Source organism: Lysobacter sp. Root604 (assembly GCF_001427505.1).
In the GTDB taxonomy this organism is placed as follows: domain Bacteria; phylum Pseudomonadota; class Gammaproteobacteria; order Xanthomonadales; family Xanthomonadaceae; genus Lysobacter.
In genome coordinates, this window is sequence record NZ_LMGS01000009.1 from 618,340 (window position 1) to 645,137 (window position 26,798).

Genomic DNA, 26,798 nt, shown 5'->3' on the forward strand with positions numbered 1-26,798 from the left:
GTGGCTCGCGCGCTCAGCGCGGTTCGGCGGGCAGGTCGCGCTCGCGGCCGCCGGCGAATTCGCCGCTGGGGTCGTCGATCACCGGCGCGGCCGCGCGCGTGCGCCGGTACTCCTCCATTACGTCGCCATGGCCCCAGACCTGCGCCACCACGTGCGAGGTGATGCGGTACAGATCGCGCAGCGGACGGAAGTGGCTCTTGCGGAACCGCACCTCGTCGTTGGCCTGCTGATAGCGCGATTCGATCGGCACCGAGACCACGCCGGTGCCGAGCCGGCGCGCGGCCGAGATCAGGATCTGCGCCTCGAACACGAAGTCCTCGCCGGGCACCTCGTCCAGCGCGCACACCGCCGCCGGGTAATAGCGTTGGCCGCTCTGGCTGTCGGCGATGCGGTAACCGCAGCCCCAGCCGATGCCCCAGTCGCCGAACTCGTTGGCCAGGCGCCGGTACACTGGCGCCGAGGCGCGCTTGCGCAAACGCGCGCCGATCACGATGCAGCCGGGGTGGCGCTGCGCGCTGGCCAGCAAGCGCGGCAGATCGGCGGGGTCGTGCTGGCCATCGCCGTCCAGGGTCAGCACGCCGGCGTAGCCGCGTCGCAGCGCCTCGCGGAAGCCGTCGCGCAGGCTCGCGCCCTTGCCCATGCGCCGCGGGTGGCGCAGCACCGTCGCCGGCAAGTCGGCGATGCACTCGGCGGTGCCGTCGTCGGAACCGTCGTCGATCACGATCACGTTCGGGCAGTGCGCGAGCGCGCCGATCACGGTCTCGCGGATGCGCAAGGATTCGTTGAGCGCGGGGATCACCACCGCGACGTTGTCGCGTTCCGGGCGCCCGGGCTCAGTCATGCGCAAGCTCCAGTTCCAGCACGCGATCGGCGCCCGCGGCCAGGCACACCTGCGCGCTGGCGGCGGCCAGCGCATCGAACAAAGGCAGCATCGCCGCCATCGCATTGCCCTGCGAGCGCTGCGTGAGGGCGCCGCCGGCGTCGGCCGCGCCGTCGCGCAGCCGCGCGCGCATGCCCACCGTGCCCGCGCGCGGCGTGCGCGACAGCACCAGCGCGCCGCCGATCAGGCCGGTGCTGGGCGCGACCGTGGCCAGCGCGCCGCCGGCTTCGCCGTCGTAGCCGACCAGCAACACCGCCTCGGCGTTGTCGCCCAACTGCGCCAGCGCCTCGATCAGGCCTTGGGCGAAGCTGGCCTGTCCGGCGCCGATCGCGGTCGCGGCGCGCATGCAGCCGGCGCCGATGGTCCAGTAGCCGGCCGCGGCGTTGTGCACCGAGTTGTGGAAGCGCGTGGGCGAGATCGCGCGCGGATCCTCGGCCAGGGTCGCGCACATGTAGTCGGTGATCGCCAGGTCGCCGTGCGCGGACGCGAACACCGAGGCCAGCGTGGCCGGGTCGCGTCCCGCCGCCTGGCAGGCCGCAAGCGCCACTTCCAGCGCCACCGCCACGGTTTCCGGCGCGCGCCGGCGCTCGTTGGCCGGCAGCAACTGCGGCGAAGGCCGCACGGGCGCGTCGGCGACCGCCTCGGCGCCGCCGGCGTAGTCGCGCGCGGCGGTCCACGAGGGCAGGCCGCGGCTCCAATAGGCGATGCCTTCGATGTAAGCGATGGCGGTCATGCGCGTCCGAACACCAGCGAGCAGTTGTTGCCGCCGAAACCGAAGGAATTGTTCATCGCGTAACGGATCGGCTTGTGCGCATTGTCGAAACGGATCTGCGGACCGCACACCGGGTCGGGCGCGGTGCTGTTGAGAATGCCGGGCAGCTCGCCGCGCTCCAGCGCGAGCAGCGCGACCGTCGATTCGACGATGCCGGCCGCGCCCAGGGTGTGGCCGGTCCAGCCCTTGGTCGAGCTGGCGTGCAGGCCGTCGGGGAACAGCGCGGCCACCGCGATCGCCTCGGCCTGATCGTTGGCCGGCGTGGCGGTGCCGTGCAGATTGAGATAGCCGACCTGGGCCGCGTCGATGCCCGCGCGCGCGAGCGCGTCGCGCATCGCCAGCTGCGCGCCCAGGCCTTGCGGGTGCGGCGCGGACATGTGGTGGGCGTCGCTGGATTCGCCATAGCCGCGCAGTTGCAGCGCGCCGGCATCATCGCCGTCGATACGTTCGATCAGGGCGTAACCGCCCGCCTCGCCCAGCGACAGGCCCACGCGCGCGGCATCGAACGGCTTGCAGGGTTCGCTGGCGACCAACTGCAGCGAGTTGAATCCGAACAGCACGCTGCCGCACAAGGTATCGACGCCGCCGACCAGGGCCGCGTCGGCGTAACCGGCGGCGATCAGGCGTGCGGCTTGGGCGAATACCTTGGCGCTGGACGAGCAGGCGGTGGCCACGGTCACGCAGGGGCCGCGCAGGCCGGTCGCGCGTTGCACGAAGCCGCCCAGGGAATGCGGCTGATGGATTTCGCCGCGCGCGAGGTCGGCCGGAAAGCGGCCGTCGGTCAGGCGCGTATAGGCTTCCTCGGTGGCGCCGATGCTGGCCGTGGAGGTGCCCAGCACCAGCGCCACGCGCTCGGCGCCGCGGCGCGCGACCAGCGCGGTCAGGGCCTCGGGCAGGCCGTCCTGGTTCAGCGCCAGCCAGGCCAGGCGGTTGTTGCGGCAGTCCCAGTCGGCCAGCTCGGCCGGCAGCGCCAGGCTTTCCAGGCCGTCGACGCGGCCGATCCAGCAGTCCAGCGGGTCGTGGCCGAAGTCGTTGCGGCGCAGGCCGCCGCGGCGTTCGCGCAGGGCCTGGGCCTGGGCCTCGCGGCCGCGGCCCAGGGCGGTGGTCGCGGTGTACGCGCGGATCGCCAGCGCGGGCATGGGCGGGGGCGGCAACGACTCAAGCGACACGCAGGACTCCGGGCGAGACGAGGCCGGAGTATAGCCAGCGCGGCGTGGAGCGATTAGGCCGCGGCGTTCAGCTTGCTGTCGCTTGCGCCAGGGCGGGCCCGCGGCATGCGGCGCGGCGCTGGCGCAGGCGTAGACTGCGCATCCCACCGCCATTCCGTCCGCCTGCGCGCATGTCCAGCCGTACCGCCCACCGCCTTGCCTTGTTCGGCGATCGCGACGTGCTGCACGCCTGCGCGGTCGCCGCCACGGTATGCGCCCTGAGCGCGGGCCTGGTCTATGTCGGCTACTTCGTGCACGTGCTGCGGGTGGCGCGCAACGCGCCTTGCCAGCCCGAGCGCGGCGAATGCGTGCTGCTGTTCGGCAAGCACGCGCCGCGCGGGCGCATCGACCGCGATTTCGAAGCGCGCCTGGACCGCGCGGTGTCGCTGTGGCGCGCGCGTCCGCCGGCCAGCGTGGTGCTGTTGGGCGGCGGCGCGCCGGACGAGCCCAGCGAAGCCGAGGTCGCGCGCGGCGGCCTGTTCGCGCGCGGTTTGTCGCCGGATGCGCCCTTGCGCCTGGAAGCCGAATCGCGCGACACCCTGCAGAACCTGCGCAACGCCCGCCATCTGCTGGGCGATGGCATGCGCTCGCGCGTGACCCTGCTCAGCAGCCGCTATCACCTCGCGCGCTGCGCCCTGTTCGCCCGTCAGCTGGGTTTCGATTGGGAGCTGTGCGCGGCCGAACCGCGGCTGCAGCTGGGCCCGCGCATGCTGCTGCGCCTGGCCGGCGAAGCGGCCTACGTGTGCATGAGCGACATCGGCGCGCGCTGGGCGCGCCTGATCGGCCATCGCCGCATGCTGTCGCGGGTGAGCTGAACCCGGCCGCGTCGGCGTTTTTGCGGAGGCGGTCGCGCCCTGGCAGGTAGGGGGGCGCGGCGCGGATTTACGCTACGGCGGCTGTTTTCCGATCAAGAAAGCGTCCCGGCGCAACGCCGGTGCGCGCGCGATCCGGCGCTGTTTTCCAGCGCGAATCGGCTTGTGGCGGCGTGCGCGAGCGCGCCGGTTCAGCCGGCGGCGCGGCGCCGGGGCGGGGCGGGGCGGCTTGCGGCGGGAGCGGTCGCGCCGCGCGCGGAGTTCGCGCCGGCCTGATAGCTCGCGCGCAGGCTTTCGGGCGGTTCGGATTCGGTGCACACCGACAGCACCCGGCAGGTCGCATCGCCGACCGCGATGTAGGCGTGGCCCATGTTGCTGTCGAAATAGATCGAGTCGCCCACTTCCAGACGCGCGGGCGCATACAGATCGGTGTGCAGCTCCAGCGAACCTTCCAGCACCAGCGCGAATTCCTCGCCCGGGTGGCGGATCAGTTCGCCGAACTCCTGCAGCGAACGCGCGCGGATCTCGGCCACGATCGGGGTGAAGCGCTTCTGGCGCAGCTCCGAGGCCGGAAAACGCTGGCCGTAGTTGTCGGTGTCGATCGCATAGCCTTCGTTGGCGCGGGTGATGCTGCGCCGTCCGGTCGGCACCTGCTGCGGCGCCGCGGCTTGCGAGGACGAGCCGAACAGGTCGGCGATATCGATCTCCAGCCCGCGGCTGATGCGGGTCAGCTTGTCGTAGGTCAGCGACATGCGGTTGTTCTCGACCTTGGATAGGGTCGAGATCGGCAGTCCGGTGCGATCGCTGAGTTCCGACAAGGTCCAGCCGCGCTGGGTACGCAAGGCGCGCAGCGTGTCGCCCGGTTGCGAGGCGATGCCGGAGACGCTGCCTTTCGGGTCACGCTTGGGGCGCACTGCGCGTGTGTTCGAGGTCATGGTCGAACTTTAGGGCCTAGACGAGAGGCCTGCCAAGCGATCATGGAGTGGTCCTTTTTAGAAAACGTTTGTCCGTAATGGCAAAATCCTACCGCAATCCCGGTCGCGACGGGTCCTGGCGCTTAGGATGTGGCGCGCCGCCGATCGCGTCGGCCGCACAGGGGGAGTCGTGGTGTCCAAATCGCTGCAGTCGCTGATGGGCCGGGTCGGCCTGTGTTCGCTCGTACTGGTGCTGGCGACCGCCGGACTGCGGCCGCCGCCGGCGCTGGCGGCCCCGCCGGCCGCCGCCGCGCCCGCCGCGTCGCCGCAGACCGGCGTCGCGCCGCCGGCGGACGCGTCCGTGCCCGCCGAGCCGGTGCCGGCCGCGGCCGATCCCGCTGCGGTCGTGTTCGAGCAGGAGACCCCGCGTCCCGGCGTGGCGCCCAGCCGCAGCTCCAGTACCGACGTGATTCCGCTCGCGCCGCCCGCCGCGCCCGAGCCCGCCGGCGCCGATCCGGCCGGCGCCCAAGACGGCGCCGCGGCGCTCGCGGTCACGCCCGTCCAGGACGAGGCGCCGGCGATCGCCTTGCCCGAGTTCCTGCCGGATCCGGCCGCGTTCGCGCCCGGCGCCGCGATCGCGCTGCAAGCCGATGCCGCGCCGCAACTGGAGGCCGCCGACGCCCTGGCCTATTTCGACGGTGTGATCGGCAGCGCGCTCGCGCGCAGCGACATCGCCGGCGTGACCCTGTCCGTGGTCAAGGACGGTCGCCTGCTGTTGAGCAAGGGCTACGGCTACGCCGATGTCGCGCGCCGCACCCCGGTCGATCCGGCGCGCACCCTGTTCCGCCCGGGCTCGGTGTCCAAACTGTTCACCTGGACCGCGGTGATGCAGCAGGTCGAACGCGGCCGCATCGACCTGGACGCCGACCTCAACCGCTACCTGGATTTCAAGATTCCGCCTTACCGCGGCCGGCCGGCGACCATGCGCCAGCTGATGACGCACACCGCCGGTTTCGAGGAATCGCTGAAGCATCTGTTCGCGGCCGACGCCCGCACCCTGCGCGGCAACGCGCGCTATCTCAAGTCGGTGCAGCCCGAGCGCGTGTTCGCGCCCGGCGAAGTGCCGGCCTATTCCAACTACGGCGCCGCGCTGGCCGGTTATGTGGTCGAGCGCGTGACCCGTCAGCGCTACGAGGATTACATCGAGGCCGAAATACTGCGGCCCCTGGGCATGTACCGCGCCAGCTTCCGTCAGCCGCTGCCCAAGGCGCTGGCGGCGGACCTGGCCGGCGCCTACCGCGACGGACGCGGCGCGCCGCCGCACGCGTTCGAACTGGTCAATCCGGCGCCCGCCGGCGGCCTGTCGGCCTCGGCCGAGGACATGGCGCGCTTCATGCTGATGCAGCTGGGCGAAGGCCGATTGGGCGAGGCGGTGCTGCTGCAGCCCGACACCGCGCGTCGCATGCACGCGCCGGCGTATCGCGCGTTCCCGGCCTTGAACGCGATGGCTCTGGGCTATTTCCGCAACGATCACAACGGCGTGCTCACGATCGGCCACGACGGCGCCACCGAGGCTTTCCAAAGCAGCTTGCTGCTGTTCCCGCAGTCGCAGGTCGGCCTGTTCGTATCGGTGGACGGGCCCACCGCGAGCGCGGCGGCGCTGCGCCGCGAAGTGGTGCGCGGTTTCAAGCAGCGTTATTTCCCGCGCGCGGGCAAACCCGAGCCGACCCTGGCCAGCGCCGCGACCCACGGCCGCCAACTGGTCGGCCGTTACGAAAGCAGCCGCGCCTCGTTCGACAACGTCTTCGTGCTCGCGCGTTACCTGTCGCAGACCAAGATAGCGCTGCACGCCGACGGCAGCCTCACGGTCTCGTCGCTGCGCGGCGCGGACGACAAGCCGCGGCGTTGGCGCGAGGTGCGACCCTACGTCTGGCGCGAGATCGACGGCGACGCGCTGTTGGCGGCGAAGCTGGATCGCGGCCGGGTGGTCGCGGTCGCCAGCGACGCGCATCCGCCGGCGGTGTGGCTGCAGCCGGTGCCGGCCTGGCGTTCGGCGGGCTGGTCGCTGCCCTTGTTGTTGGCCGTGTTGGCGCTGCACGCGCTGATGCTGTCGCTGTGGCCGGTGGCGGCCCTGGTGCGGCGTCACTACGGCCGGCGCCTGGTCCTGGATCGCCGCGCGCGCCGTCTGCGCCTGGCGACGCGGCTGGGCCTGCTTTCGAACCTGGCCATGGCCGGTATGTGGCTATGGCTGCTGGCGCGCGCCGACGCCGACATCGCCTTGCTGGACGGCGGCCTGGACGGCTGGATCCGCCTCGCCCAGTGCCTCGCCCTGCTGTCGCTGCCGATCGCCGCGCTCGCGATCGCGAACGCAATCCAGGTCTGGCGCGCGCCGCGCGACCGCTGGCATCGCCTCGGCGCCAGCCTGATCGCGCTGGCCTGCACGATCCTGGTCGGCTTCGTGTTCGCCTTGCATGTGCTGACGCTCACCTTGAACTATTGAGGGTGTTCGTCGCCGCAACCCCGGTTGGCAAGTTCGGACGTTGCTGTTCATGATGCCGAAAGGACTGGGGGACGGTCATGCGTGCATGCGATGAGCTCAAGGGATGGCTGACGGCGGCGCTGTGCGCGATGGCGCTGACGGCGCCGGCGCAGGCCGCGACCGCAGAGGGCGTTCAGGTCGAAGCCGACATGAATCTCGACTCCCTGACCATCGCGTTCGACCGCCCGATGCGGGTCTGGGACAACAGCATCGCCGCCGACCAGATTCGCATCGAGCCCGCGTTGCCCTTGCAGTGCGCATGGAGCGACGACCTCAGGATCCTATGCCGCTACGGCGAGGGTCGTCATCCGGCGACCGCCACCGAGTACGCGATACGGCTAGGCGCAGGCCTGCGTACCGGCGACGGCGCCGCCGTTCCCGCCCAAACCTTGAAACTGGAATACCTGCGGCCGGATTTGTCGGCTGAGGTGAGGGACTGGAAAAACGGCGTCCCCACGATCGAATTGTCCACCAGCGCCAAGAGCACCATGGCGCAGGTCGCCGATGTTCTGACGCTGACGGTAGATGGGCGCGATATGCCGCTGCCCGCATTGAAGTCTCTGCCGCCGTCGTGGGCGTGGCAGGCCGGCTCGCGTTTCGCCTTTGATCTGTCGACCGTTGCGCAGCCGGACGCACGCGTGGTGTTGTCGCAACGCCCGGGCCTGCGCGGTAGCGAGGGTCCGTTGCGGAGCATCGCTTCCGGCAAGCTGGCCGACCTGGTCGTCAATGAGCGCTTTCGCCTGCGCGGCGTGGTGTGCGACGGGCGCGACGCGACCCACAAGGTCGTTCCGGTCGACGGTGCGCTCGCGATCGAATGCTTGCCTGGCGAAAAAGTGCAGATGGTGTTCTCGCACCGTTTGCGCGAGGACGCGGCGGCATGGGCGGCCAAGCTGCCGGCTGAAGTGAAGGTCCTCAATCGGCCCTACGATCTTCACAGTTACTCCGAACCGCGTTTCGGGCCAGACAAGGACGGCCCCAAGCGCGCGCCGAGTCAGGCTTTGGACCTGAGCGTCGACGCGGCCCAAGTCGAACGCAGCCTTATTCTGGACGATGCATTGCGGTCCATGGCCGACGGCAGCGCGGTGGCGCCGGTGACTTTGCGAATCCGCACGCGCGATTACCGGCCTGCGCTGCGATCGGCGCACGAACGCGGATTGATCGCCGATGGTCGGCACCCGCCTGCCTTGCTGCACGCCGTCGGCGTGGAGCGCCTCAAAACCGAGGTGATCGGCCTGTCGGATCGGCCCCGCGCAGAAATCGCGACGGTATCCATGAGCTCGCTGGGCCCGGCCGCGGTGAAGCCGCCTGCGGTCGTCGCCCAGGTCCTGGACGGCGACGGCTGGTTGCAATGGTGGGTCAAGCCGAACGAGGCGCTGGAATTCGCCGCGCCCGCGTTCGATCTGTTCGTCGTCGCCGGCCGCCGCGAGGTACTGGCCTGGGCCAGCGATTGGAACGGAGGCGGCGCCGTCGCCGGGGCGACGGTCGAGCTGTTGCTGCGCGATGCCGACGCCGTGCCGCCGCGGGTAGTGGCCCGTGGAATCACCGCCGTCGACGGCACGGTCGCGCTGCAGCTGCCGCCGGACCTGGCCCTGCCGGAGCCGGGCCGGCACTCCCGCAACCAGGCGCCCGCGGCATGGTGGTTGCGCGCCACGGACGGCCGTGGCCAGCGCGCGGCGCGTGCCGTATTGCCGCTGGGCGAGAACGATTGGCAGTTTGAGCTGGGCCGCCCCTACGCGCGTCGATTCTGGGGGGTCGCCGACAAGCCGCTGTATCGCGCCGGCGAGACCGTGCGCTATCGGATTTGGCAGCGCGAGTTGCACGGCACGCGCATGAAGAGCGGCGCGCGCGGCTTGCAGCAGCGCCTGGGCCTGGTCGGCCCGTTTGAAAGGAACGTGCTGGAATGGGACGTCGTCGCCGACGACAGCGGCGCCTTGCAGGGCGAACTCGTACTCCCGGCGCATCTGCCGGACGATAGCTACTGCATCGGCATTGCCGAGCGCGGCGACACCCAGGGCACCTGTTTCTTCGTCGGCACCTACCGAGGCCAGGACCTGTGGGCGCAAGCCAGCGCGCCGGATCGCTTGCTGCGCGATGGCGACCGTTTCGAGATCGACCTGAGCGCGGGCTTCTATTCGGGCGGTCCGGCCGTGGCCGCGAAAGTCGCGGAAGTGTCCGGCATGCTGACCGGCTTGCCGCTCGATCAGGCCTACCCGCAGTACCGCGACTACGAGTTTGTCGACGTGCGTACCCCCGCCGCGGAGAGCGGGATTCCCTTGCAGGGAGATCGCGGCGAGCTGGGGCGCACCAACGGTGAAGGGCAGCTGCGCCTGAGCCTGCCGGTCGCGTTCACGCTCAGGGATCCGGACACCGACAAACTGCCCGCGTTCGGCCGTCTGCAAGTCATCGCCGCGGTGATCCCCAGCGAGCGCGACGGTACCTCCAGCAATGCGGTGCAGGCGCGCTATGCGCGTTATCCGCGCTACGTCGGGCTACGCACCGAGCCGGCCTGGGCGCTGGAGCGCGATCGGACGCCGCAGCTGGAAGCGGTGGTGATCGATGCCGAGGGACGCGAAATCGCGGATGCCTCGGTCGAAGTCGAGGTGCGACACGCCGATGACGACGCGACGGTGCTGCAGCGCTGCGTGCTGACGGTGCGCAGGCTGACGCCTTGCGACTTTCCGCATGCGAAATCCGGCGAGTACCGTCTGCTTGCGCGCAGCGGCACGGCGGCGCCGGCGACACTCACCCGTTACGTATGGAGCGGATGGAGCGGCGCCGAAGGAGCGCCTAAAGAACCCAGTTTGCGACTGCTGCGGAACCCCGAGGCGGGCGATACGACGGCGCGTGTGCAACTGATGCAGCCGTATGCGCGAGCGCAGGTGCTGCTGCTGACGCGCGATGCGGATCGCTTGATCGGACATCGCATCAAAATGGTGACCGAACCGGCGGTAAGCTTCGATATCGAGCTGGGCGATCGGGCTCGGGAGGGCGTGGACGTGTCGGCCTACGTGCTCGATGCGACGCCGGCTTCCGAACCTTTGGATGCGGACGGCTTCCGCCGCCCGCCGGCGCGCAGCCATGCCGAGCTGCGGATCGAACTGCCGGCGCCCGCACCGTCGGCGCCACCGCTGGAGCTGCGCTTCGACGCGGTCTCCGCTCGCCCCGGCGATACGGTGACGTTGCTGGTGCGCAACCGCAGCGGCCAGGCACGCGAGGTGACTTTGACGGTGCTGGACGATGCCTTGCGCGCCCTGGCGGGCGAGGAGTGGGCCTTGTTCGATCCCCAGGGCCAGCAATGGCTGGGTGGGGTCGGCCACCACGGCAGACTGCGCGATAGCTCCTTCCAGGGCTGGGTCCGTGGGCCGTGGCGATTGCAACTGCCGTGGCCGGGAACCACGGTCGACGGCGATGCGATCGCCCTGGATCGCATCGAAGTCACCGCATCGCGCATCAAGCGCGCCGACGTCGAAACCGGGACGACGCTGGACCGGATCGAGGTGACCGGTTCGCGCATCGATCTGAAGGACATTTTCTACGGGGGAGTGGGACGACTCGACGCGCCCGCGCGGCCGCGCGACGCCCGGCATGGTCTGGCGGCGCTGGCGCGCGTGCGCACACAGTTCGCCGATACCGCCGCATGGATGCCGGGGCTGCGTCTGGCAGCCGGCGAGACGCGCCGGATCCAACTGAAGCTGCCCGACAACCTGGCCCGCTGGCGCGCGGTGGCCTGGAGCAATGGCGCCGACGAGGATTTCGGCATGAGCGAGGCCACGCTCGAGGTCGGGCTGCCGCTGGAGGTGCGCTTGCAGACGCCTACGCGCCTGTATCCGGGCGATCGCGCGCGTCTGGCCGCGAACGCACGCCAGAGCGGCGAACGCGCGATCGACGTGCGTACCGTACTGCAGACCGAGGGCAGCGCGGCCACGCGCAGCGAAGGCAAGCTGGAACTGGCGCCACGCGGGCAGACCGGGTATTCCAGCGAGCTCCTCGCCGACGCCGTCGGCAGCATGCTCGCCACCGCCGCGGTAGAGGCCGGCGCCGATCGCGACGCGGTCGCGGCGCCGATCGAGGTCGCCTCGCCCTACATCGCGGCGCGGCGCCGGCAAGCCGGTTGGCTAGGCGAGGGCATCATGACCCTGGCATTGCCCGCGCTGCCCGCCAGCGCGTTGGATCCGACATTGCAGTTGAGCTTGCAGCGCGGCAGCGGCGCCCTGGTGGATCGCTGGACCGCGGACCTGCGCGACTATCCGCATCGCTGCTGGGAGCAGATTCTCAGCCGCGCGGTCGCGGCCGCACTGGCCTTGCAACGCGACGGCGGTGCGCAGTGGCCGGGCGCCAAAGCGGCGGTGCGCGAGGCGTTGGACAACGCCGCGGTGTTCCAGAGGGACGACGGCGGTTTTCGCTACTTCACCGACGATGGCAACGACTACGGCTTGGATTTCCAACGCGATCCGCGCGAGCAGCCGCAGATCGCGCTGACCGCTTACACCGCCGAGGCCCTGCAGCTGCTGCATAGCCTGGGCCAGCCGGTGCCTGCGACCTTGCGCGACCGCGCCGCCGGTTTCCTGCGCAGCCATGCCGCGGTGCGGGCGCTGGACGCGCGTACCGAGGAACAGATCGAGTCGTTGAACCGCGCGGCGCTCGCGCTGGGCGCGCAAGGCGTGGCCGACGCCGATGCGCTGACGCCCTTCTGGAAGCAGTGGCAGCGCCTGTCCCTGCCCGCGCAGATCGCGCTGACGCGCGGCTCGGCGCAGCTGGGCGACGAACGCGCGCGTTTAGGGGTGAAAGAGCTGCTGGCGCGCGCGCCCGCGCGCGGGCCGTCGCGGGTGCTGTCGGCGGGCACGGATTACGAGCGCTGGATGAGTTCCGACTTGCGCGAGCAGTGCGCGCTGATCGATCTGTTGCGCGAGTACCCGGACCTGGCCAACGCGAGCGCGCGCCGGGAACTGATCGCCGGCCTCACCGACCTGTACGCAGGCGGCGAGGAACGCATCGATACTCAGAGCGGCGCGGTCTGCCTGGCGGCCTTGCGCGACGATGCCGTCGCCAAGGCCAGCGAGCCCTACGCGGCCCAGGTCGCATTGGGCGCCGAACGCAGCGAGCTTCGTCTGGCGCCCGGCGAGGCTCTGACGCAGTGGCGGCCGCAGGCGGCTGCCGTCGGCACGCTGAGGATCGAACCGGGGCGGCCGGGCGCCGCACCGGTGGCCTATTTCGCCGAGGTCGATTATCGCGAAGACGCGCGCCACGCCCAGGCTAGCGCGGTCGGGCTGGCGATCGAACGCAGCTACGCGGTGCTGCGCGACGGACGCTGGATCCCGGTCGCGAAGACCGAGGTGCGCGTCGGAGACTGGCTGCGCGTCAGTCTAGTCGTGCACAACGGCGCGACGCGCCACTTCGTCGCCATCACCGACGACGCGCCCGGTGGTCTGCGTCCCACCGATCTGAGCTTGAACGGCGTCGCCGGCCTGGACCTCAAGCGCGTGTCCGATCCGGGCACTTACTGGTTCAACACGCGCCGGCTGGACGCGCGCAGTCCGCGCTTCTACGCCGAATACCTGCCGCCCGGGCGCCACGAGCTGCATTACTTCGCGCTGGCCGGCAACGGCGGCGACTATCTGGCCGCGCCGGCGCGGGTGGAACTGATGTACGGCAAGGCCAGCCACGCGCGCACCGCGTCGGCGCGCCTGCATATCCTGGCGCCGGCCGCCGAGCGCGCGCGGCCCTGAAAAAAACAGGCCGCGGGAGACGGGCTCCCGCGGCCTGCGCATCGCGGCCGATCAGCGCTTGCGTTGCGCCGGCACGAAGTTCTCGCGCACCGCCTTGGCCAGCTGGTCCGGCGGCAGCAGGCCCTGGTCGAGCAGGAAGTTGTTGAACGCCAGGCGGTCGAACTTGTCGCCCAGCGCCAGCTCGGTTTCCATGCGCAGCTCGAGGATGCGGCTGTAGCCGTAGAAGTAGCTGCCGGCCTGACCGGGTGCGTTGAAGGTGTAGCGGTCCAGTTCCTGCTTGGTCATCGCCGGCGACAGGCCGACCTGCTCGCGCAGCACCTTGCCCGCGCTTTCGCGGTCGGTCAGGCCCAGGTTGAGCATGGGGTCCAGCATCGCGCGCGCGGCGCGCATCAGGCGGAACTGCAGCGCGATCAGCTGACCGTCCAACGGCTCGTACGGCACCATCTCGGCTTCGGCGTACAGCGCCCAGCCTTCGACGTTGACCGAGTTGAACGCGAACATGGTGCGCGCCAGCGAGATGCCGCGTTCGACCATGGCGGTGAACTGCAGTTCGTGGCCGGGGCGGCCCTCGTGCGCCGACAGGGTCCAGGCAACGGAGTCGAAGTTGAAATCGTCGTAGTGCAGGGTGCTGCCGTCGGGATTCGGAACGGCGATCGGCAATACGAACTGGCCCTGCTGGCCGGTGTTGCCGATCAGCGGCGCCGGCAGGAAGTGCGGCGCCGGCTGCGCCGCCGATTCGGCCTCGCTGCCCAGGCGCATCACCATCGGGCGCTGCGGCACGTCGACGATCTTTTCCTTGCGGATGATCGGATCGATCGCGTCGATCACCGTGCGGTAGCGCGCTTCCAACTGATCGTTGGGGATGCTGTTCTTCTTCAGCGCATTGATGACGGCGACGTAGTCGTGGCTGTCGATGCCGGTGATGCCCTTGGCCTGGGCGACCAGCGGCGCGAGCTGGCGCATCGCCGCGCGGGTTTCCATGAACTCGACCTGGGCGCGGCGGATCAGCAGCTGCGGGTCGACGTCGATGCCGTACTGCTTGAGCCCGAACGCGTACAGCTCGGGCGGCAGGCGGTTGTCGGTGCGCGCCTGCGGCAGCACCGTGGCGCGCGCCCAGGTCGCGTAATCCTTGAATTGCTGCTCCATCGCCTTCAGCGCCGGCTCGGCGTCGGCGATCTTGTACTTCTCGAACAGCTTGCGGATGCCGGCCGCGTAGGTCTCGACGTTGCCCAGCGCCTGCTCGACCTCAAGCTTGGTCGGACGCAACTTGGCGGCATCGGTCGCGCGCTCTTCGTAGCGCTGGCGCGCGAGCACGGTGATCGGCGTGGCATCGGCGCCCTGGCCGACGTAGTTCTTCAGGCGCGCCAGCGCGCGTGCGCGACGCTCCGGCGGGGTCTGGTCGGACAGCAGGCCCTGCATGCCCTGGAACACCATCTGCGGGGCGTCGTTCCACGGCAGGGTCAGGCGTTCGTTGAGCTCGCTGCCGGCGATGCTCTGGTCGGCGGCGGCGATCATGATCTCCAGGTCCTGGCGCACGTCCGGGTTGCGCTCGAGCTGGAGCTTGCCGCGCAGTTCGTCGCGCGCCTTGGCGATGGTGGCGCGGTAGCGCGCGCCGGTGTCGGGCTTGAGGTCGGCGACGCGCTCGTCGAAGCCGGGCACGCCGAAGAACGACATCTGCTCCGGCGCGAACTCGCCTTGCGCCTTGAGCAGGATCTGGGCGTAGCCGTTGCTGGTGGTGACCCAGGCAGGTACCGGCTTGGTGGCGGCAGCGGCGGGTTTGGCGGCCGCCTGCGCGGCGAGCGCGGCGGTCGGCGCGAGCAGCGCCAGGGAAATCGCGAGAGCGAGGGTCTTCATGGGCGACGGAGGGCCGGTGGGAGGTCCGCCGACCATAGGCCCCAAGCCCGGCGCGGGCATGCGCCGTAGGTCACGTACCGCGAATCAGGCGTCGTCGACGTCGGAAGCCTCGGAATCGTCGGCATCGGACGCAGGCCGGTCGCAGCAGGGCGGGTCGGACGACTCGTCCAGGGCCGGCGCGGTGGTCGGGATCAGCGAAATCTCGCGTCCGTCCGCCAGCCGCACCAGCATGGTCGCGTACTCCCAGCCCTTGCCCTCGTTGAGCGCCGCCACCGTCAGCTTGGCTTCGGCCTTGGCGCCGACCAGGGGGATTTCGAGATAGGCATGGCCTTCGTCCTTGCCGCTGACGCTACCCATCACGAACATGCCGGTCTCGATCGGCTTGCCCAACGCGGCGGCGACCTGGGGATCGTTGCGCGCCCGCGTCACCGCTTCGACGTAGGCAGGGTGGGATTTCATGTCCTTCATGATCATCGAGAACACGCCGCCGGCGATGGCCAGCGGTACCACCAGGCACAGCACCGCCAGCAGCGGCAGCAGCCACAGACGATTGCGTTGCGCCCAATCGCGCTTGGGCAGGGGCGGCGGAGCGATGGACATGCGGGCGTTCCCTCGTGCGTATGGACGCAGTATCCGCAGTCGCGGGCTTCGCGCCAAGGCGGTGCGCCGGGGCGCTGGCGCCGTGGTAAAACGCAGGAAAAGAGGGGGATGCCATGGCTCAGGTACCGAAGATCGACTCGCCGTGTCCGTTGGGGATCGACGAACAACGCCGGCTGGACGGGCATTGCGGGCGCTGCGACAAGCAGGTGCATCGCCTGGATGCCTTGAGCGATGGCGAACGGCGTGCGCTGCTGAGCGCCGCCGACGGGCCGATCTGCGTGGCCTACCGCGCCGAACGCCCGCGTGCGACCCGGCGCAGCGCGGGCTTCGGTATCGCGATCGCGGCGACCCTGGTCTCGGGCGGCGCGTTCGCCGCCGACTCGCCTACGTCGCTGATCTCGCCCGTGAAGGGACCGCCGGTGTTGCTGGTGCCGCAGGACGAGACGAAGGACTGCGCCGATGAAGCTGAGGTCACGAGTATCGAGAGAATCGAAATGGTGGGCGGGGTCAACGACCCAGCCGACGCGCACTGGGTCGACGACAGCGACCTGCCCGAACTGCCGATGCGCGAGGCCGCCGCGCTGGACGACGGGATGGCCGGGCTAGATCGCGCCGGCGCCGTTGAACCCAACGCAAACCCCGATTCCACGCGTTAGCCGTTAACGACGGTATCCCACCCTCGCAGGAACGCTCGCCATGGCCCTGGTACCCAAGATCGACCAGCCTTGTCCGCTCGGCATCGACGAACTGCGCCGCTTGAACGGCTACTGCGGCCACTGCAAGACCCAGGTGCACGCCCTGGACGGCTTGAGCGAGGCGGAGCAACGCGCCTTGCTGCAGGCCGCCTCCGGGCCGATCTGCGTGTCCTACCGGGTGCCCAGACCGGCGCCCGCGCGCCGCGGCGCCGGTTTCGGCCTCGCGATCGCCGCGACCCTGGTGTCGGGCGGCGCGTTCGCGGCCGATCCGCCGTCGCTGTTGGCGCCGGCCGCGACCGAGCCCGCCGCCACGCCGGTCGCCGCCACGCCTTTGCTGCCGGCCGCCGACGCCGTTGAATGCGAGTCGACCGAGCTCGATTTCGTCACCATCACCGGCGGCGGCGTCAGCGATCCGCAAGACGCGCAATGGGTCGACGACAGCGACTTGCCCGAACTGCCGATGCGCGATGCCGCCCATCTGGATGGCGCTTCGGCGTTGGCCGATCTCGACGACGAGAGCGTCGCGCGCCCCGAGCGTTGAATGCCGCGCTCAGCGCGCGTCTTCGATCACGCCGCTGGCTTCGATCACCTTGAGGCGGCCGATCGCCGCCAACACGCCGGCGCCGTCCTCGGGCAGGCCGTCGCCGATGCGCAAGGCGATATGGCCGCTGTCGAAACGGCCCAGGCCGGCGTCGTAGCTGATCCAGCGCCGGCCGTCCCAGGCCTGCACCCACACGTGCGGACCGAACACATGGCTTTGGCCGGTGAAGCGGCTGGCGTACGCGACGCCGTAGGCGACGCGGGTCGGGATGCCTTGCGCGCGCCCTAGCGCGGCCAGCAGCACGGCGAACTCGGTGCAGTCGCCGCCGCGCGAGGCCAGCGCCTGCGAGGCGCTGAGATAATCGCGGTAAGCGATAGGGCCGTTCATGTGCTGCTGCACGGCCTTGACCAGCGATTGCATACGGCGTTCGACGCCCTGGCCGCGCGCGTGCTGGCGTGCGAACGCACGCACGCTGCGCTGGTCGCTGTCGATCCAGGCGTTGGGCGCGAGATAGCGTCGCAGTTCGGCCGGGTCGGGCGCCGCTTCATCGCCGCAGTCGGCGCAGACGTCGATCAGCGCGGTCGCGGCGGCGGCATCGCGCACGCGCACGCGTTGTTCGCCGGTGGCCGGCCAGGGCCAGACCAGGGCGGGCTCGAACGCGAGTGCGTAACGGATGCGGCCGCTGCGCGCGCGCTCGGACATCTTGTAAGGCGAGGCGACCAGGCGCGCCTGGATCAGCGCGCGCGCCTGCGACTCGCTCGCGCCCAGCGTCGGCGCCTGCGCCTGGGCGACGGCGCAGGCCAGCAGGGCCGCCGCGCTCAGCGGCCCGCGCCAGGCGCGTAGCGCGGCCGCGATCACGGCTTCAGACAGCGCGCGAAGAAGTTTTCGGTGATGCGCATCCGGTGCAGATTGTCCTTGCCCTTGAGGCCGTGTTTGGCGCCGGGGTAGGTCATCAGTTCGAAGGGCTGGCCGCGTTGCTGCAGCGCGCTCATCAGCACGGTGGAATTGCTGAACAGCACGTTGTCGTCGGCCATGCCGTGGATCAGCAGCAGCGGCGACTTCAGCCCGTCGATGTGCTCGAGCACGCGCGCTTCGCGATAGCCGGCGACGTTCTGGTCGGGCAAGCCCATGTAGCGCTCGGTGTAGTGACTGTCGTACAGCGCCCAGTCGGTGACCGGCGCGCCGGCGACGCCGCAGGCGTAGGCATCGCTGGCCTTGGCCAGCAGCATCAGGGTCATGTAGCCGCCGTTGGACCAGCCGTAGACGCCGATGCGTTCGCCGTCCACCCAGGGCTGCGACTTCAGCCAGGCCACGCCCTTGAGCTGGTCGGCGACTTCCACCGTGCCCTGCTTGGCGTACAGCGCGCCGCCGAAGGCCGCGCCGCGGCGCGGCGTGCCGCGGTTGTCGATCGAGAACACCACATAGCCGTGCTGGGCCAGGTACTGGTTGAAGTCGGGCGCCCAGGTGCGCTTGACCGTCTGCGCGGCCGGACCGCCGTAGACGTTGACCACCACCGGATAGCGCTTGGCCGGGTCGAAGCCGCTAGGCTTGAGCACGCTGTATTGCAATCGGGTCTTGCCGTCGGCCGCGGTCAGGCTGCCGAACTCGATTTCGCGATGGGCCTGGCGGTAGCGCGCATAGGGATGCCTGGCGTCGGCGGGATCGTTGTCGATCAGCGCGGCGATGCGGCTGCCGTCGTTGCGGTACAGCTCCAACTGCGGCGGAGTCAGCGGGTTGGACCAGTTGTCGACATAGACGCTGGCGTTGCGCGCGAAGCTGGCGCTGTGGATGCCGTCGGTCTTGGACAGGCGTTCGATCGCGCCGCCGCTCAGGGCCACGCGGTAGATCTGCACGTCCAGCGGCGAGTCCTTGCCGGCGGCGAAGTAGACCTGGCCGGCGTCCTCGTCCACCGCCAGCACGCTGTCCACCGGCCAGTCGCCGGAGGTCAGCGCGGTGGCCTTGCGGCCGTCGGCGGACAGCAGATAAAGGTGCTCATAGCCGCTGCGCTCGCTGTTCCACAGGATGCGGCCGTCCTTGAGGAAATGCAGATCGTTGTTGAGCGGCACCCAGGTCTTGGCGCGCTCGGTTACCAGCGTGCGCTGCTTGCCGCTGTCCAGGTCGGCCTCGATCAGTTCCAGCAGGTGCTGATCGCGCGATTGGCGCTGGAAAGTCAGGTGCCGCGGATCGCGCCAGTCGACGCGGGCCAGATAGATGTCGGGGTTCTTGCCCAGGTCCACCCAGCGCGCAGCGCCGCCGCTGGGCGCGATCACGCCCAGCTGGATCAGCACGTTGCGGTCGCCCGCGGCCGGATAGCGCTGCTCGACCACGTCGGTGCGGTCGGGATAGACCTCGTAGCGCTTCTGCACCGGCACCGGGCTTTCGTCGATGCGCGCGAACGCGATCGCCGAATCGTCCGGCGCCCACCAGTAGCCGGTGTGGCGGTCCATTTCCTCGTCGGCGACGAACTCGGCGATGCCGTTGCCGATCGTGTCGCTGCCGTCGCGGGTCAGCTGGGTGGCCTTGCCGTCGGCCAGGTCGATCACCCACAGGTTGCGGTCGCGCACGAAACTCACGTAACCGCCCTTGGGCGAGAGCTTGGGATCGGTGGCGAAACCTTCGCCATGGGTGAGCTTGCGCACCGCGGCCTTGCCGGTCTTGCTCAGGTCGTAGAGGTAGAGCTCGCCGCCGAGCGGGAACAGCAGGGTCTTGGCGTCGGGCGACCACTGGTAATCGACGATCCCCGACAGCGCGGCGATGCGCTGGCGCTCGCGGCGCGCCTTCTCGGCGTCGCTGAGCACTTCCGCGCCCGGCAGCACGTCGTCGGAATCGACCAGCAGCTTGGATTTGCCGCTGGCGATGTCGTAGGCCCACAGGTCCAGGCGGTTCTTGTCGCGCTCCTTGCCGCGCAGGAAGCCGACCCGGCTGCCGTCGGGCGCGATGCGCGGCTTGGTCAGGCTGGGGCCCGACAGCGGGGCGTCGCCGGCCAGGGCTTCCAGCGTGAGTTTTTCGGGAGCGTTCTGCGATAGCGCGGGGATGGCGGTGAGCGACATGGCGAGCAACAGGCAGGCGGCGAGGCCGCGGCGGGCGAAGGGAGTGTTCATGCGGTGCGGGCCGGGGTTCCGAACAGGTGTTTGCGCGCCTCGTCGGTCATCTCGCGAGACGGGCGGTAGGTTTGCTCCAACGCATACGCGCGCTGGAACGCGGGGCGGGCGGCGAGGGCGTCGTGCCAGCGCTGGACCTGGGGATAGTCGGCCAGGTCGATGTAGTGCCAGGCATGCGCATGCGCCCAGGGGTGGCAGGCGAAATCGGCGATGCTGAGGGCGTCGCCGGCGATGTACTCGCGCCCGGCCAGGCGGCGGTCGAGTACGCCGTACAGGCGCTGGGTTTCGCGCTCGTAGCGTTCGATCGCGTAGGGAATCTTGTCCGGCGCGTAGCGGTTGAAGTGATGGTTCTGGCCCAGCATGGGGCCGTAGCCGCCGACCTGCCAGAACAGCCACTCGTCGACCTCGACCCGGCCGCGCGGTTCGGCGGGCAGGTATGTGCCGATCTTGGCGGCCAGGTAATGCAGGATCGCGCCGGACTCGAACACGCTGATCGGCGCGCCGCCGTCCGCGGGCGCGTGGTCGACGATCGCGGGCATGCGGTTGTTGGGCGAAATCGCCAGGAATTCGGGCTTGAACTGGTCGCCGGCGCCGATGTCGACCGGGCGGATGCGGTAGTCCAGCCCGGCTTCTTCCAACAACAGGGTGATCTTGTGGCCGTTGGGCGTGGGCCAGTAATACAGGTCGATCATGGGCGGGCCGAGCGGGGACGAAGGGCGAGTGTAAGCGCAGCGCCGGGCGGCGGTCCCGGCCGGCGGGGAACGCCGCGTTCCGGCCGCGTGGGCCCTGAAGCGGCGCGCTTCGTTCAGGCGCCGACTTGGCGCGGTCATGGGCGCGCCGTTACCCTGGACGACCTTTGACACCAGCCCGCCAGGCCCTCGCATGACCGTCGAGCGTACCGAACGCCTCAATCCGCTGCCCGCGCTGATCTTCAGCTCGCGCTGGCTGCAGCTGCCGTTGTACCTGGGCCTGATCGTCGCCCAAGGCGTCTACGTGTTCTTGTTCATCAAGGAACTGTGGCACCTGATCCACGGCGCCAACACCTTGAACGAGCAGGGGATCATGCTGATCGTGCTGGGCCTGATCGACGTGGTGATGATCTCCAACCTGCTGGTGATGGTGATCGTGGGCGGCTACGAAACCTTCGTTTCGCGCCTGCGCCTGGAAGGGCACCCGGACCAGCCGGAGTGGCTGAGCCACGTCAACGCCTCGGTGCTCAAGGTCAAGCTGGCGATGGCGATCATCGGCATCTCCTCGATCCACCTGCTCAAGACCTTCATCGCCGCAGGCGACCTGGGCCTGCCGATGTGCAACACGCTGGAGGCGATCAACGCCAGCCGTGCGGCCGCCGACGCGGTCGCCGCCGGCATGAAGGACGTGGTGGCCAAGTGCACCACCTCGACCTCGACCGGCGTGATGTGGCAGACCATCATCCACATGGTCTTCATCGTCTCGGCGATCGGCATCGCCATGACCGACAAGCTGATGGCGCACGCGCCCAAGGCCAAGCCGGCGCACTGAGCCTGTCGGGCGCGTCTAGTGGCGCGCGACGGGATGGAAGACGCAGAGGCGCTCGCCTCTGCGTCCGGCGCCCGGGATCAGAGCGGTATGCAGTTGTTGCCGTTCCAGTCGCAGACGTACTGCAGCATGAAATTCCACTGGCTGCCGTCGCATTCCCAGACGATGTAGCCGGAGCCGAATTGAGTGGCGGTTTGCGCACCCGCGTTGGAGGCGTTGCAGGTGTCGGTCGGCGGCGGCCACGCGTTCGCGCTGGAGCTCATTCCCAGGCCGATCAGCGCGATCGTCGCGCCTAACAAGATCTTGTGCATCTGTAAGACTCCTTGTCCGATGCCGCTATGCGAGTGGTGGGTACCGGCAGCCAGCGGCGTCTCTGCCGATTCCATGGCCTAACGCGTCACCGTCGCAATCTATCATCGGTATCCAGGCCTCGGCGGGGCCGGACGCACCCATGCGCCGAACCGGGTCGATGCGTTCAAGGCGCCGCGTTGCGCGCGCGTGGGCCCATGATCGCAGTGCGCAATTTTTGCGCATCGGCGCGCGGCGAATAGCCCAGTCCGCTGCCGCCATCGGGCTCCAGGCCCAACGCGGCGTAGGCCGCGCTCAGATCCGGAAACTCGCGCGAACGCGCATAGCGCCGGTACAGCCGCGCGAACACGCCGTCGCCGCCCAGGCGGTCCAACTCGGCCGCGAAGTCCTGCGGCGATACCGCATCCATGTCGTCCGCGGTCGCGTCCAGACAACAGCGGGCGTAGCGCGACAGCACCGTGTCCAGGTCCAGTCCGCGCTCGCGGCGCAGGGCCAGGTCCGCTTCCAGCCAATACGCCGCGCCGGCCCAATACACGCGCATGGTCCCGCCGCGCCCCAATTCGGCCAGGGCGGGGCCTGGGCCGAGCCGACGGCCGCGGCCGAAACCGGCGTCCAGCGCGCGCCAGGCCTGGTCCTGGCTGAGCAGGCCCGCACGCGCGCGCAACACGTTCTGGTAATAGCTGGCCAGGCCTTCGGCCATCCAGCGGCCCTCGCGGCCCAGATAGGGATGAAACAGGTGCGACAGCTCGTGCACCGCGGTCCAGTCGGCGCGCAGCTGGGCCAGGCTGGCGTCGCGGCGCACGAACAGCAGCACCGCCACGCCATCGCCGCGCCGGGTCTGGCCCCAAGGCACCGGGCTGGGGTCGCGGCTGTCGATCTCGCGCACCCGCACCTGCGCCGTGCGCAGCGGGTAGCGCCCGAACGCGGTCAGGGCCGCGTCCGCGCATTCGGCGACCCAGGCTTGCAGCAAGGCCGCGCGTTCCGGGTCGGCCACGCCCTCCACGCGTACCTGCAGCGCATTGCCGCCGCCGCTGCGCAGGGTGCGCGCGACGCCCGCGTCGTCGTCGGCGCGCGCGGGCGGGCCGGCCAGGGCCAGCGCGCAGACGGTCAGCAGCAGACAGGGCATGAGGCGCATGCGCATTGGATACCCAGGCCCGAGCAAGGTTCCCGCGGGTGCGGCCGCTACAATACGACGATGGACGTATCGCACCTGCTCGACGCACTCAATCCCGCTCAACGCGAAGCCGTATCGGCCGCCCCCGGCCACTATCTGGTCCTGGCCGGCGCCGGCTCGGGCAAAACCCGCGTCCTCACCCACCGCATCGCCTGGCTCAACGAAGTCTTCGGCGTGCCCACCCACGGCATCCTCGCGGTCACCTTCACCAACAAGGCCGCCGGCGAGATGCGCAACCGCGTCGAGCTGCAGCTGCGCAACGGCGCGCGCGGCATGTGGATCGGCACCTTCCACGGCCTGGCCCACCGCCTGCTGCGCCTGCACTGGCAGGACGCCAAGCTGCCGGAAGGCTTCCAGGTCCTGGACAGCGACGACCAGCTGCGCCTGGTCAAGCGCGTGGTGCAGTCGCTGGAACTGGACGAGGCGCGTTTCCCGCCGCGCCAGATCGCCTGGTGGATCAACGCCCAGAAGGACGAAGGCCGCCGCCCCGAGCACATCCAGCCGGCCGCCGATCCCTGGGCCGACGCGATGCGGCGCGCCTACGAGGCCTACCAGGAACGCTGCGAGCGCGCCGGTCTGGTCGACTTCGCCGAGCTGCTGCTGCGCGCGCACGAACTGCTGCGCGACAACCCGGCCCTGCTGGCGCACTACCGCCACCGCTTCCGCGAGATCCTGGTCGACGAGTTCCAGGACACCAACGCGATCCAGTACGCCTTCGTGCGCGTGCTGGCCGGCGACAGCGGCCGCGTGTTCGTGGTCGGCGACGACGACCAGGCCATCTACGGCTGGCGCGGCGCCAAGGTCGAAAACGTGCAGCGCTTCCTGCGCGATTTCCCCGGCGCCCAGACCATCCGCCTGGAGCAGAACTACCGCTCCAGCGCCAACATCCTGGAAGCCGCCAACGCGGTGATCGCGCACAACCCCGATCGCCTGGGCAAGAAGCTGTGGACCGACACCGGCCAGGGCGAGCCGATCGATCTGTACGCGGCCTACAACGAAATGGACGAGGCCCGCTTCGTGGTCGAGCGCCTGCGCCAGTGGGTGCGCGACGGCGGCAGCCATGGCGACGTCGCCATCCTCTATCGCAGCAACGCGCAGTCGCGCGCCTACGAAGAAGCCTTGCTGTCCGAACAGGTGCCTTACCGCGTCTACGGCGGCCAGCGCTTCTTCGAGCGCGCCGAGATCAAGGACACCCTGGCTTATCTGCGGCTGGTCGCCAACCGCGCCGACGACGCCGCCTTCGAGCGCGCGGTCAACACGCCCACGCGCGGCATCGGCGAGCGCACCCTGGACGAAGTGCGCAAGCGCGCGCGCGCCGACGGCGCGCCGCTGTGGGTGGCCGCGCGCTGGATGGCCGGCGAAAGCCTGCTGGCCGCGCGCGCGCGCAACGCGCTGGCCGGTTTCGTCAAGCTGATCGACGAGCTCGAAGCCGAGCTGGTGTCGATGCCGCTGCCGGAGAAGATCGATCACGTCCTGCAGCGCTCGGGCCTGCGCGAGCACTACGCCAACGAATCGCGCGGCCAGCTCGATTCGCGCACCGACAACCTGGACGAACTGGTCTCGGTGGCCTCGCGCTTCACCCGCAGCGACGAAGACGACGCCGCGGCCATGCCGGAGCTGATCGCCTTCCTCAGCTACGCCGCGCTCGAGGCCGGCGAAGGTCAGGCCCAGGCCGGCGACGACGGCGTGCAGCTGATGACCCTGCACAGCGCCAAGGGCCTGGAATTTCCGCTGGTGTTCCTGGGCGGCCTGGAAGAGGGCCTGTTCCCCAGCAACCGTTCCACCGAGGAGTCCGGACGCCTGGAAGAGGAGCGCCGCCTGGCCTACGTGGGCATCACCCGCGCGCGTCAGAAGCTGGTGCTCAGCTACGCCGAGACCCGGCGCATCCACGGCATGGACATGTACGGGGTGCCCTCGCGCTTCCTGCGCGAGATCCCGCCGTCGCTGCTGCACGAGGTGCGGCCCAAGGTGCAGGTCTCGCGGCCGGTGTTCGGCAACCAGCCGCGCCGCGACTACGGCCACGCCGCGATCGAAGCGCCGCCGGTCAAGCTGGGCGCGCAGGTGCGCCACGCCAGTTTCGGCGTCGGCACCGTGACCGACTACGAGGGCAGCGGCGCGCACGCGCGCGTGCAGATCAACTTCGACGACGCCGGCAGCAAATGGCTGGTGCTGGCCTACGCCAACCTGCAGCCCGCCTGAGCCGGTGCGATGCGCCGGGCCCTAGCCCGGCGCATCGACGATGAAACTAGCGCTTCAAACCCTCACTGCTCCGGCCTGGCGTCGTCCGGCACGCCGTTGCGGTCCTCGTCCTTGGACACGCCGGTGCGGATGTCGATCAGATCGTCCTGGCCGTTGCGGTTGAGGTCCGGCACCACGCCGCCCACCTGGTAGTAGATGGTGTTCTGCTGCGGCCCCTGCACGAACTTGCGCAGACGCGGATCCCAATAGGTCGCATTGGGCTGGATCACGTTCGCGACCAGGTAGGTGTAGGTGTTCGGGAACAGGCTCAGCGCATTGCCCTTGTGGCAGTACTTGATCTCGCCGCTGGCATGGTCGCCGGGCCCCTGCCTGGACGCGCCCTTGGCGCCTTGCGGGCAGTCCTCGGGCTTGTAGACGATGTCCACGGTGCGCGGATCGGTGAGCTTGCCCAGCGGGATCTGCAGGCGGTCGGCCACGATCTGCTTGCGGATGATGCTGCTGGAGTGGAACTCCACCGGTTGCCCGCGCACGTCGACCGGTCGGCCGTCGCGCATCATCGCCGAGATATCCAGCATGCGCGGCGAACGGAAGATCTGCACCTCCGACAACTCCAGCGCGCCCGCGGCGGGGTTGGTGTTGAAGAAGTTCAGATTGAACGCGCCGCTGGCGACGTCGATGTCGCCGGCGTCGTAGCCGGCCAGGCGCGGCGCCAGCGGCAACAGGGTGGCGCCGTTGAACAACTGCACGTCGAACACGATCACGCTGGCGCTGCCGGCGAAGCTGGCGCCGGTATGGAACGGCGCGGCCGGCATCACCACGCCCGCGGTCGGCCCGCTCCAGGGCTTGGCGGTGGCGAAGTCCAGGTTGTGCACGTAGTAGACGTTGCCCTGGAAGTTCTGGGTGCCGCCGGTGTAGGTCACCGTCGGGTTCTGCCAGGGGCTTTCCGAGCCGTTGTACCACCAGTTGATGCTCAAGCTGTTGCTGGTGCTGAGCAGCTTGATGCGCATCTTGTTGGCGTTGGTGTTGTTGGGATTGACGAAGTCCCAGTTGTGCAGGGTCTTGGTGTTGAGACCGACGTTGTGGCCCAGGATCTCGTACTCGGTGTCGCTGAAGTGGCGATTGCGCGCGGCCCGCATCTCGCCGGTCAGGCCGGTCGAGCCGGTCGCCATGATGTGCCAGTTCTGCGCGTCCTCGGTCGGTCGTGGCGCGGAGTGACCGTGCGCGGCGCCGTAGTTGTGCGCGGCTTCGTGCGAGGTGGTGGTGCCGATCGCGGTGGACCAGCGCTCCAGGGTGGAGCCGATGCCGTTGAGCGGCTGGCCGGCGGCGCCGTAGGTGTCCTTGAAGGATTTGGCCCACACGCGCGCGTAGTCCTGCGGGTCGGCGTCGTTGGTGTCCACGGCCTGGGCCTGGCCGAACAGGCTGCCGGCGGTGTCTGAGCCGACCGCCACGATCTGCCAGCGCGGTTCCGTCGGGCTGGGCAGCGCGGTGACCGGATTGATCTTGACGTTGAACTCGCAGTAATCGTCGACGATGAAATCGGTGATGCGATTGCGCAGCGTCGTGGTGCTGCCCACCACCGGGTCCAGATCGGCGACATTGAACGGCGCCGCCGAGGTGGACGGGCCGATCGACGGGAACGGCGTGGTGACGGTGGGATACAGCACGTACAGCTGATTGGTCTTCGGCTGGGCGAGGACGTTGGCGGGACAGGTGGGGGCCGCATTGGCGGCCGGTGCGATCAGCGCAAGGGCGATCAGCGCAGACAGGCTGCGCGGCTTCAGACTAAGCATCGATGAACCTCCATGTTGAGCATCGGAACCGGCCTTCAAGGCCGGACCGGCGCGAGCGATTCCACGCCGGCGCCTAGATTTAACGCGGGCGCGTGCGCCGAAATCACTGTTTCGGCAAAGTCGTTTGTGCGCGCTGTCGCAGATCGGCGCCAATGCGGCGACGAAC

Annotated in this window: 19 protein-coding genes; 7 read left to right on the forward strand and 12 right to left on the reverse strand. The window is 69.9% G+C overall.

Going from position 1 to position 26,798, the window contains the following annotated elements:
• Positions 1 to 13: 13 nt before the first annotated feature.
• The 3 genes from ASD69_RS11130 to ASD69_RS11140 are packed head-to-tail and all read right to left on the reverse strand — an operon-like array spanning position 14 to position 2,791.
• Positions 14 to 841, reverse strand: a complete 828-nt coding sequence (locus ASD69_RS11130; protein WP_056177803.1) for a glycosyltransferase family 2 protein — start codon at positions 839 to 841, stop codon at positions 14 to 16.
• A complete protein-coding gene (locus ASD69_RS11135; RefSeq protein ID WP_056177804.1) occupies positions 834 to 1,613 on the reverse strand; it encodes a beta-ketoacyl synthase chain length factor in 780 nt (259 codons plus the stop codon). The genes ASD69_RS11130 and ASD69_RS11135 overlap by 8 nt, the downstream gene beginning before the upstream one ends.
• Positions 1,610 to 2,791 carry a beta-ketoacyl-[acyl-carrier-protein] synthase family protein gene (locus tag ASD69_RS11140; RefSeq protein ID WP_056177806.1) on the reverse strand — a complete coding sequence of 394 codons (1,182 nt, stop codon included), beginning with the start codon at positions 2,789 to 2,791 and terminating at the stop codon, positions 1,610 to 1,612. The genes ASD69_RS11135 and ASD69_RS11140 overlap by 4 nt, the downstream gene beginning before the upstream one ends.
• A gap of 200 nt (positions 2,792 to 2,991) precedes the next feature.
• Here ASD69_RS11140 and ASD69_RS11145 point away from each other — a divergent pair, with 200 nt between their 5' ends.
• Positions 2,992 to 3,675: a YdcF family protein gene (locus tag ASD69_RS11145; protein ID WP_056177808.1), complete on the forward strand. Its 684-nt coding sequence runs from the start codon at positions 2,992 to 2,994 to the stop codon at positions 3,673 to 3,675.
• Positions 3,676 to 3,863: 188 nt separating this feature from the next.
• Here ASD69_RS11145 and ASD69_RS11150 read toward each other — a convergent pair whose 3' ends face one another.
• Entirely contained in the window at positions 3,864 to 4,607 is a 744-nt protein-coding gene (locus tag ASD69_RS11150) for an XRE family transcriptional regulator (protein WP_082576430.1), read from the reverse strand.
• Between the two features lie 172 nt (positions 4,608 to 4,779).
• Between ASD69_RS11150 and ASD69_RS11155 the strand changes: the two genes are divergently transcribed.
• Both ASD69_RS11155 and ASD69_RS11160 read left to right on the forward strand, forming a co-directional pair.
• On the forward strand, positions 4,780 to 7,086 hold the full coding sequence (locus ASD69_RS11155; protein WP_157499155.1) for a serine hydrolase domain-containing protein: 2,307 nt from the start codon (positions 4,780 to 4,782) through the stop codon (positions 7,084 to 7,086).
• Between the two features lie 77 nt (positions 7,087 to 7,163).
• Positions 7,164 to 12,851, forward strand: a complete 5,688-nt coding sequence (locus tag ASD69_RS11160; protein WP_157499156.1) for an alpha-2-macroglobulin family protein — start codon at positions 7,164 to 7,166, stop codon at positions 12,849 to 12,851.
• Between the two features lie 51 nt (positions 12,852 to 12,902).
• Here the strand turns inward: ASD69_RS11160 and ASD69_RS11165 are convergent, their stop codons facing one another.
• Together ASD69_RS11165 and ASD69_RS11170 are read right to left on the reverse strand one after the other, a co-directional pair.
• The gene (locus ASD69_RS11165) at positions 12,903 to 14,705 is read right to left on the reverse strand and encodes a DUF885 domain-containing protein (protein WP_056177813.1); all 1,803 of its coding nucleotides are present in this window, start codon (positions 14,703 to 14,705) and stop codon (positions 12,903 to 12,905) included.
• Positions 14,706 to 14,789: 84 nt separating this feature from the next.
• Positions 14,790 to 15,305: a cytochrome c oxidase assembly factor Coa1 family protein gene (locus tag ASD69_RS11170; RefSeq protein WP_056177815.1), complete on the reverse strand. Its 516-nt coding sequence runs from the start codon at positions 15,303 to 15,305 to the stop codon at positions 14,790 to 14,792.
• A gap of 113 nt (positions 15,306 to 15,418) precedes the next feature.
• Here ASD69_RS11170 and ASD69_RS11175 point away from each other — a divergent pair, with 113 nt between their 5' ends.
• The gene (locus tag ASD69_RS11175; protein ID WP_157499157.1) at positions 15,419 to 15,961 is read left to right on the forward strand and encodes a hypothetical protein; all 543 of its coding nucleotides are present in this window, start codon (positions 15,419 to 15,421) and stop codon (positions 15,959 to 15,961) included.
• Positions 15,962 to 16,001: 40 nt separating this feature from the next.
• Positions 16,002 to 16,541, forward strand: a complete 540-nt coding sequence (locus tag ASD69_RS11180) for a hypothetical protein (RefSeq protein WP_056177819.1) — start codon at positions 16,002 to 16,004, stop codon at positions 16,539 to 16,541.
• Between the two features lie 9 nt (positions 16,542 to 16,550).
• Here the strand turns inward: ASD69_RS11180 and ASD69_RS22480 are convergent, their stop codons facing one another.
• The 3 genes from ASD69_RS22480 to ASD69_RS11195 are packed head-to-tail and all read right to left on the reverse strand — an operon-like array spanning position 16,551 to position 20,334.
• Positions 16,551 to 17,399, reverse strand: coding sequence for a transglutaminase-like domain-containing protein (locus ASD69_RS22480; RefSeq protein ID WP_056177821.1), 849 nt, complete (start codon positions 17,397 to 17,399; stop codon positions 16,551 to 16,553).
• Complete coding sequence (locus ASD69_RS11190; protein ID WP_056179834.1) at positions 17,396 to 19,591, reverse strand: S9 family peptidase; 2,196 nt, start codon at positions 19,589 to 19,591, stop codon at positions 17,396 to 17,398. The genes ASD69_RS22480 and ASD69_RS11190 overlap by 4 nt, the downstream gene beginning before the upstream one ends.
• A 47-nt stretch (positions 19,592 to 19,638) precedes the next feature.
• Entirely contained in the window at positions 19,639 to 20,334 is a 696-nt protein-coding gene (locus ASD69_RS11195; RefSeq protein WP_056177823.1) for a glutathione S-transferase N-terminal domain-containing protein, read from the reverse strand.
• 190 nt (positions 20,335 to 20,524) lie between these two features.
• On the opposite strand from ASD69_RS11195, the gene ASD69_RS11200 reads away from it, so the two are divergent.
• A complete protein-coding gene (locus ASD69_RS11200) occupies positions 20,525 to 21,163 on the forward strand; it encodes a TIGR00645 family protein (RefSeq protein ID WP_056177824.1) in 639 nt (212 codons plus the stop codon).
• Between the two features lie 77 nt (positions 21,164 to 21,240).
• Here the strand turns inward: ASD69_RS11200 and ASD69_RS11205 are convergent, their stop codons facing one another.
• Positions 21,241 to 21,471, reverse strand: a complete 231-nt coding sequence (locus ASD69_RS11205) for a hypothetical protein (RefSeq protein WP_056177826.1) — start codon at positions 21,469 to 21,471, stop codon at positions 21,241 to 21,243.
• Between the two features lie 164 nt (positions 21,472 to 21,635).
• Positions 21,636 to 22,595 (reverse strand): hypothetical protein, encoded by a 960-nt coding sequence (locus ASD69_RS11210; protein WP_162250645.1) that lies wholly within the window; start codon positions 22,593 to 22,595, stop codon positions 21,636 to 21,638.
• Between the two features lie 69 nt (positions 22,596 to 22,664).
• On the opposite strand from ASD69_RS11210, the gene uvrD reads away from it, so the two are divergent.
• A complete protein-coding gene (gene uvrD, locus ASD69_RS11215) occupies positions 22,665 to 24,842 on the forward strand; it encodes a DNA helicase II (RefSeq protein ID WP_056177831.1) in 2,178 nt (725 codons plus the stop codon).
• A gap of 62 nt (positions 24,843 to 24,904) precedes the next feature.
• On the opposite strand, the gene ASD69_RS11220 is transcribed toward uvrD, so the two are convergent.
• Positions 24,905 to 26,632: a hypothetical protein gene (locus ASD69_RS11220; protein ID WP_056177833.1), complete on the reverse strand. Its 1,728-nt coding sequence runs from the start codon at positions 26,630 to 26,632 to the stop codon at positions 24,905 to 24,907.
• Between the last annotated feature and the right edge of the window lie 166 nt (positions 26,633 to 26,798).

Excerpts from the sequence above, each read along its gene's own strand:
- ASD69_RS11130 (WP_056177803.1), bottom strand. The coding sequence starts at position 841 with ATGACTGAGCCCGGGCGCCCGGAACGCGACAACGTCGCGGTGGTGATC.
- ASD69_RS11135 (WP_056177804.1), bottom strand. The coding sequence starts at position 1,613 with ATGACCGCCATCGCTTACATCGAAGGCATCGCCTATTGGAGCCGCGGC.
- ASD69_RS11140 (WP_056177806.1), bottom strand. The coding sequence starts at position 2,791 with ATGCCCGCGCTGGCGATCCGCGCGTACACCGCGACCACCGCCCTGGGC.
- ASD69_RS11145 (WP_056177808.1), top strand. The coding sequence starts at position 2,992 with ATGTCCAGCCGTACCGCCCACCGCCTTGCCTTGTTCGGCGATCGCGAC.
- ASD69_RS11150 (WP_082576430.1), bottom strand. The coding sequence starts at position 4,607 with ATGACCTCGAACACACGCGCAGTGCGCCCCAAGCGTGACCCGAAAGGC.
- ASD69_RS11160 (WP_157499156.1), top strand. The coding sequence starts at position 7,164 with ATGCGTGCATGCGATGAGCTCAAGGGATGGCTGACGGCGGCGCTGTGC.
- ASD69_RS11165 (WP_056177813.1), bottom strand. The coding sequence starts at position 14,705 with ATGAAGACCCTCGCTCTCGCGATTTCCCTGGCGCTGCTCGCGCCGACC.
- ASD69_RS11170 (WP_056177815.1), bottom strand. The coding sequence starts at position 15,305 with ATGTCCATCGCTCCGCCGCCCCTGCCCAAGCGCGATTGGGCGCAACGC.
- ASD69_RS11175 (WP_157499157.1), top strand. The coding sequence starts at position 15,419 with ATGGCTCAGGTACCGAAGATCGACTCGCCGTGTCCGTTGGGGATCGAC.
- ASD69_RS11180 (WP_056177819.1), top strand. The coding sequence starts at position 16,002 with ATGGCCCTGGTACCCAAGATCGACCAGCCTTGTCCGCTCGGCATCGAC.
- ASD69_RS11190 (WP_056179834.1), bottom strand. The coding sequence starts at position 19,591 with ATGTCGCTCACCGCCATCCCCGCGCTATCGCAGAACGCTCCCGAAAAA.
- ASD69_RS11195 (WP_056177823.1), bottom strand. The coding sequence starts at position 20,334 with ATGATCGACCTGTATTACTGGCCCACGCCCAACGGCCACAAGATCACC.
- ASD69_RS11200 (WP_056177824.1), top strand. The coding sequence starts at position 20,525 with ATGACCGTCGAGCGTACCGAACGCCTCAATCCGCTGCCCGCGCTGATC.
- ASD69_RS11205 (WP_056177826.1), bottom strand. The coding sequence starts at position 21,471 with ATGCACAAGATCTTGTTAGGCGCGACGATCGCGCTGATCGGCCTGGGA.
- ASD69_RS11210 (WP_162250645.1), bottom strand. The coding sequence starts at position 22,595 with ATGCCCTGTCTGCTGCTGACCGTCTGCGCGCTGGCCCTGGCCGGCCCG.
- uvrD (WP_056177831.1), top strand. The coding sequence starts at position 22,665 with ATGGACGTATCGCACCTGCTCGACGCACTCAATCCCGCTCAACGCGAA.
- ASD69_RS11220 (WP_056177833.1), bottom strand. The coding sequence starts at position 26,632 with ATGCTTAGTCTGAAGCCGCGCAGCCTGTCTGCGCTGATCGCCCTTGCG.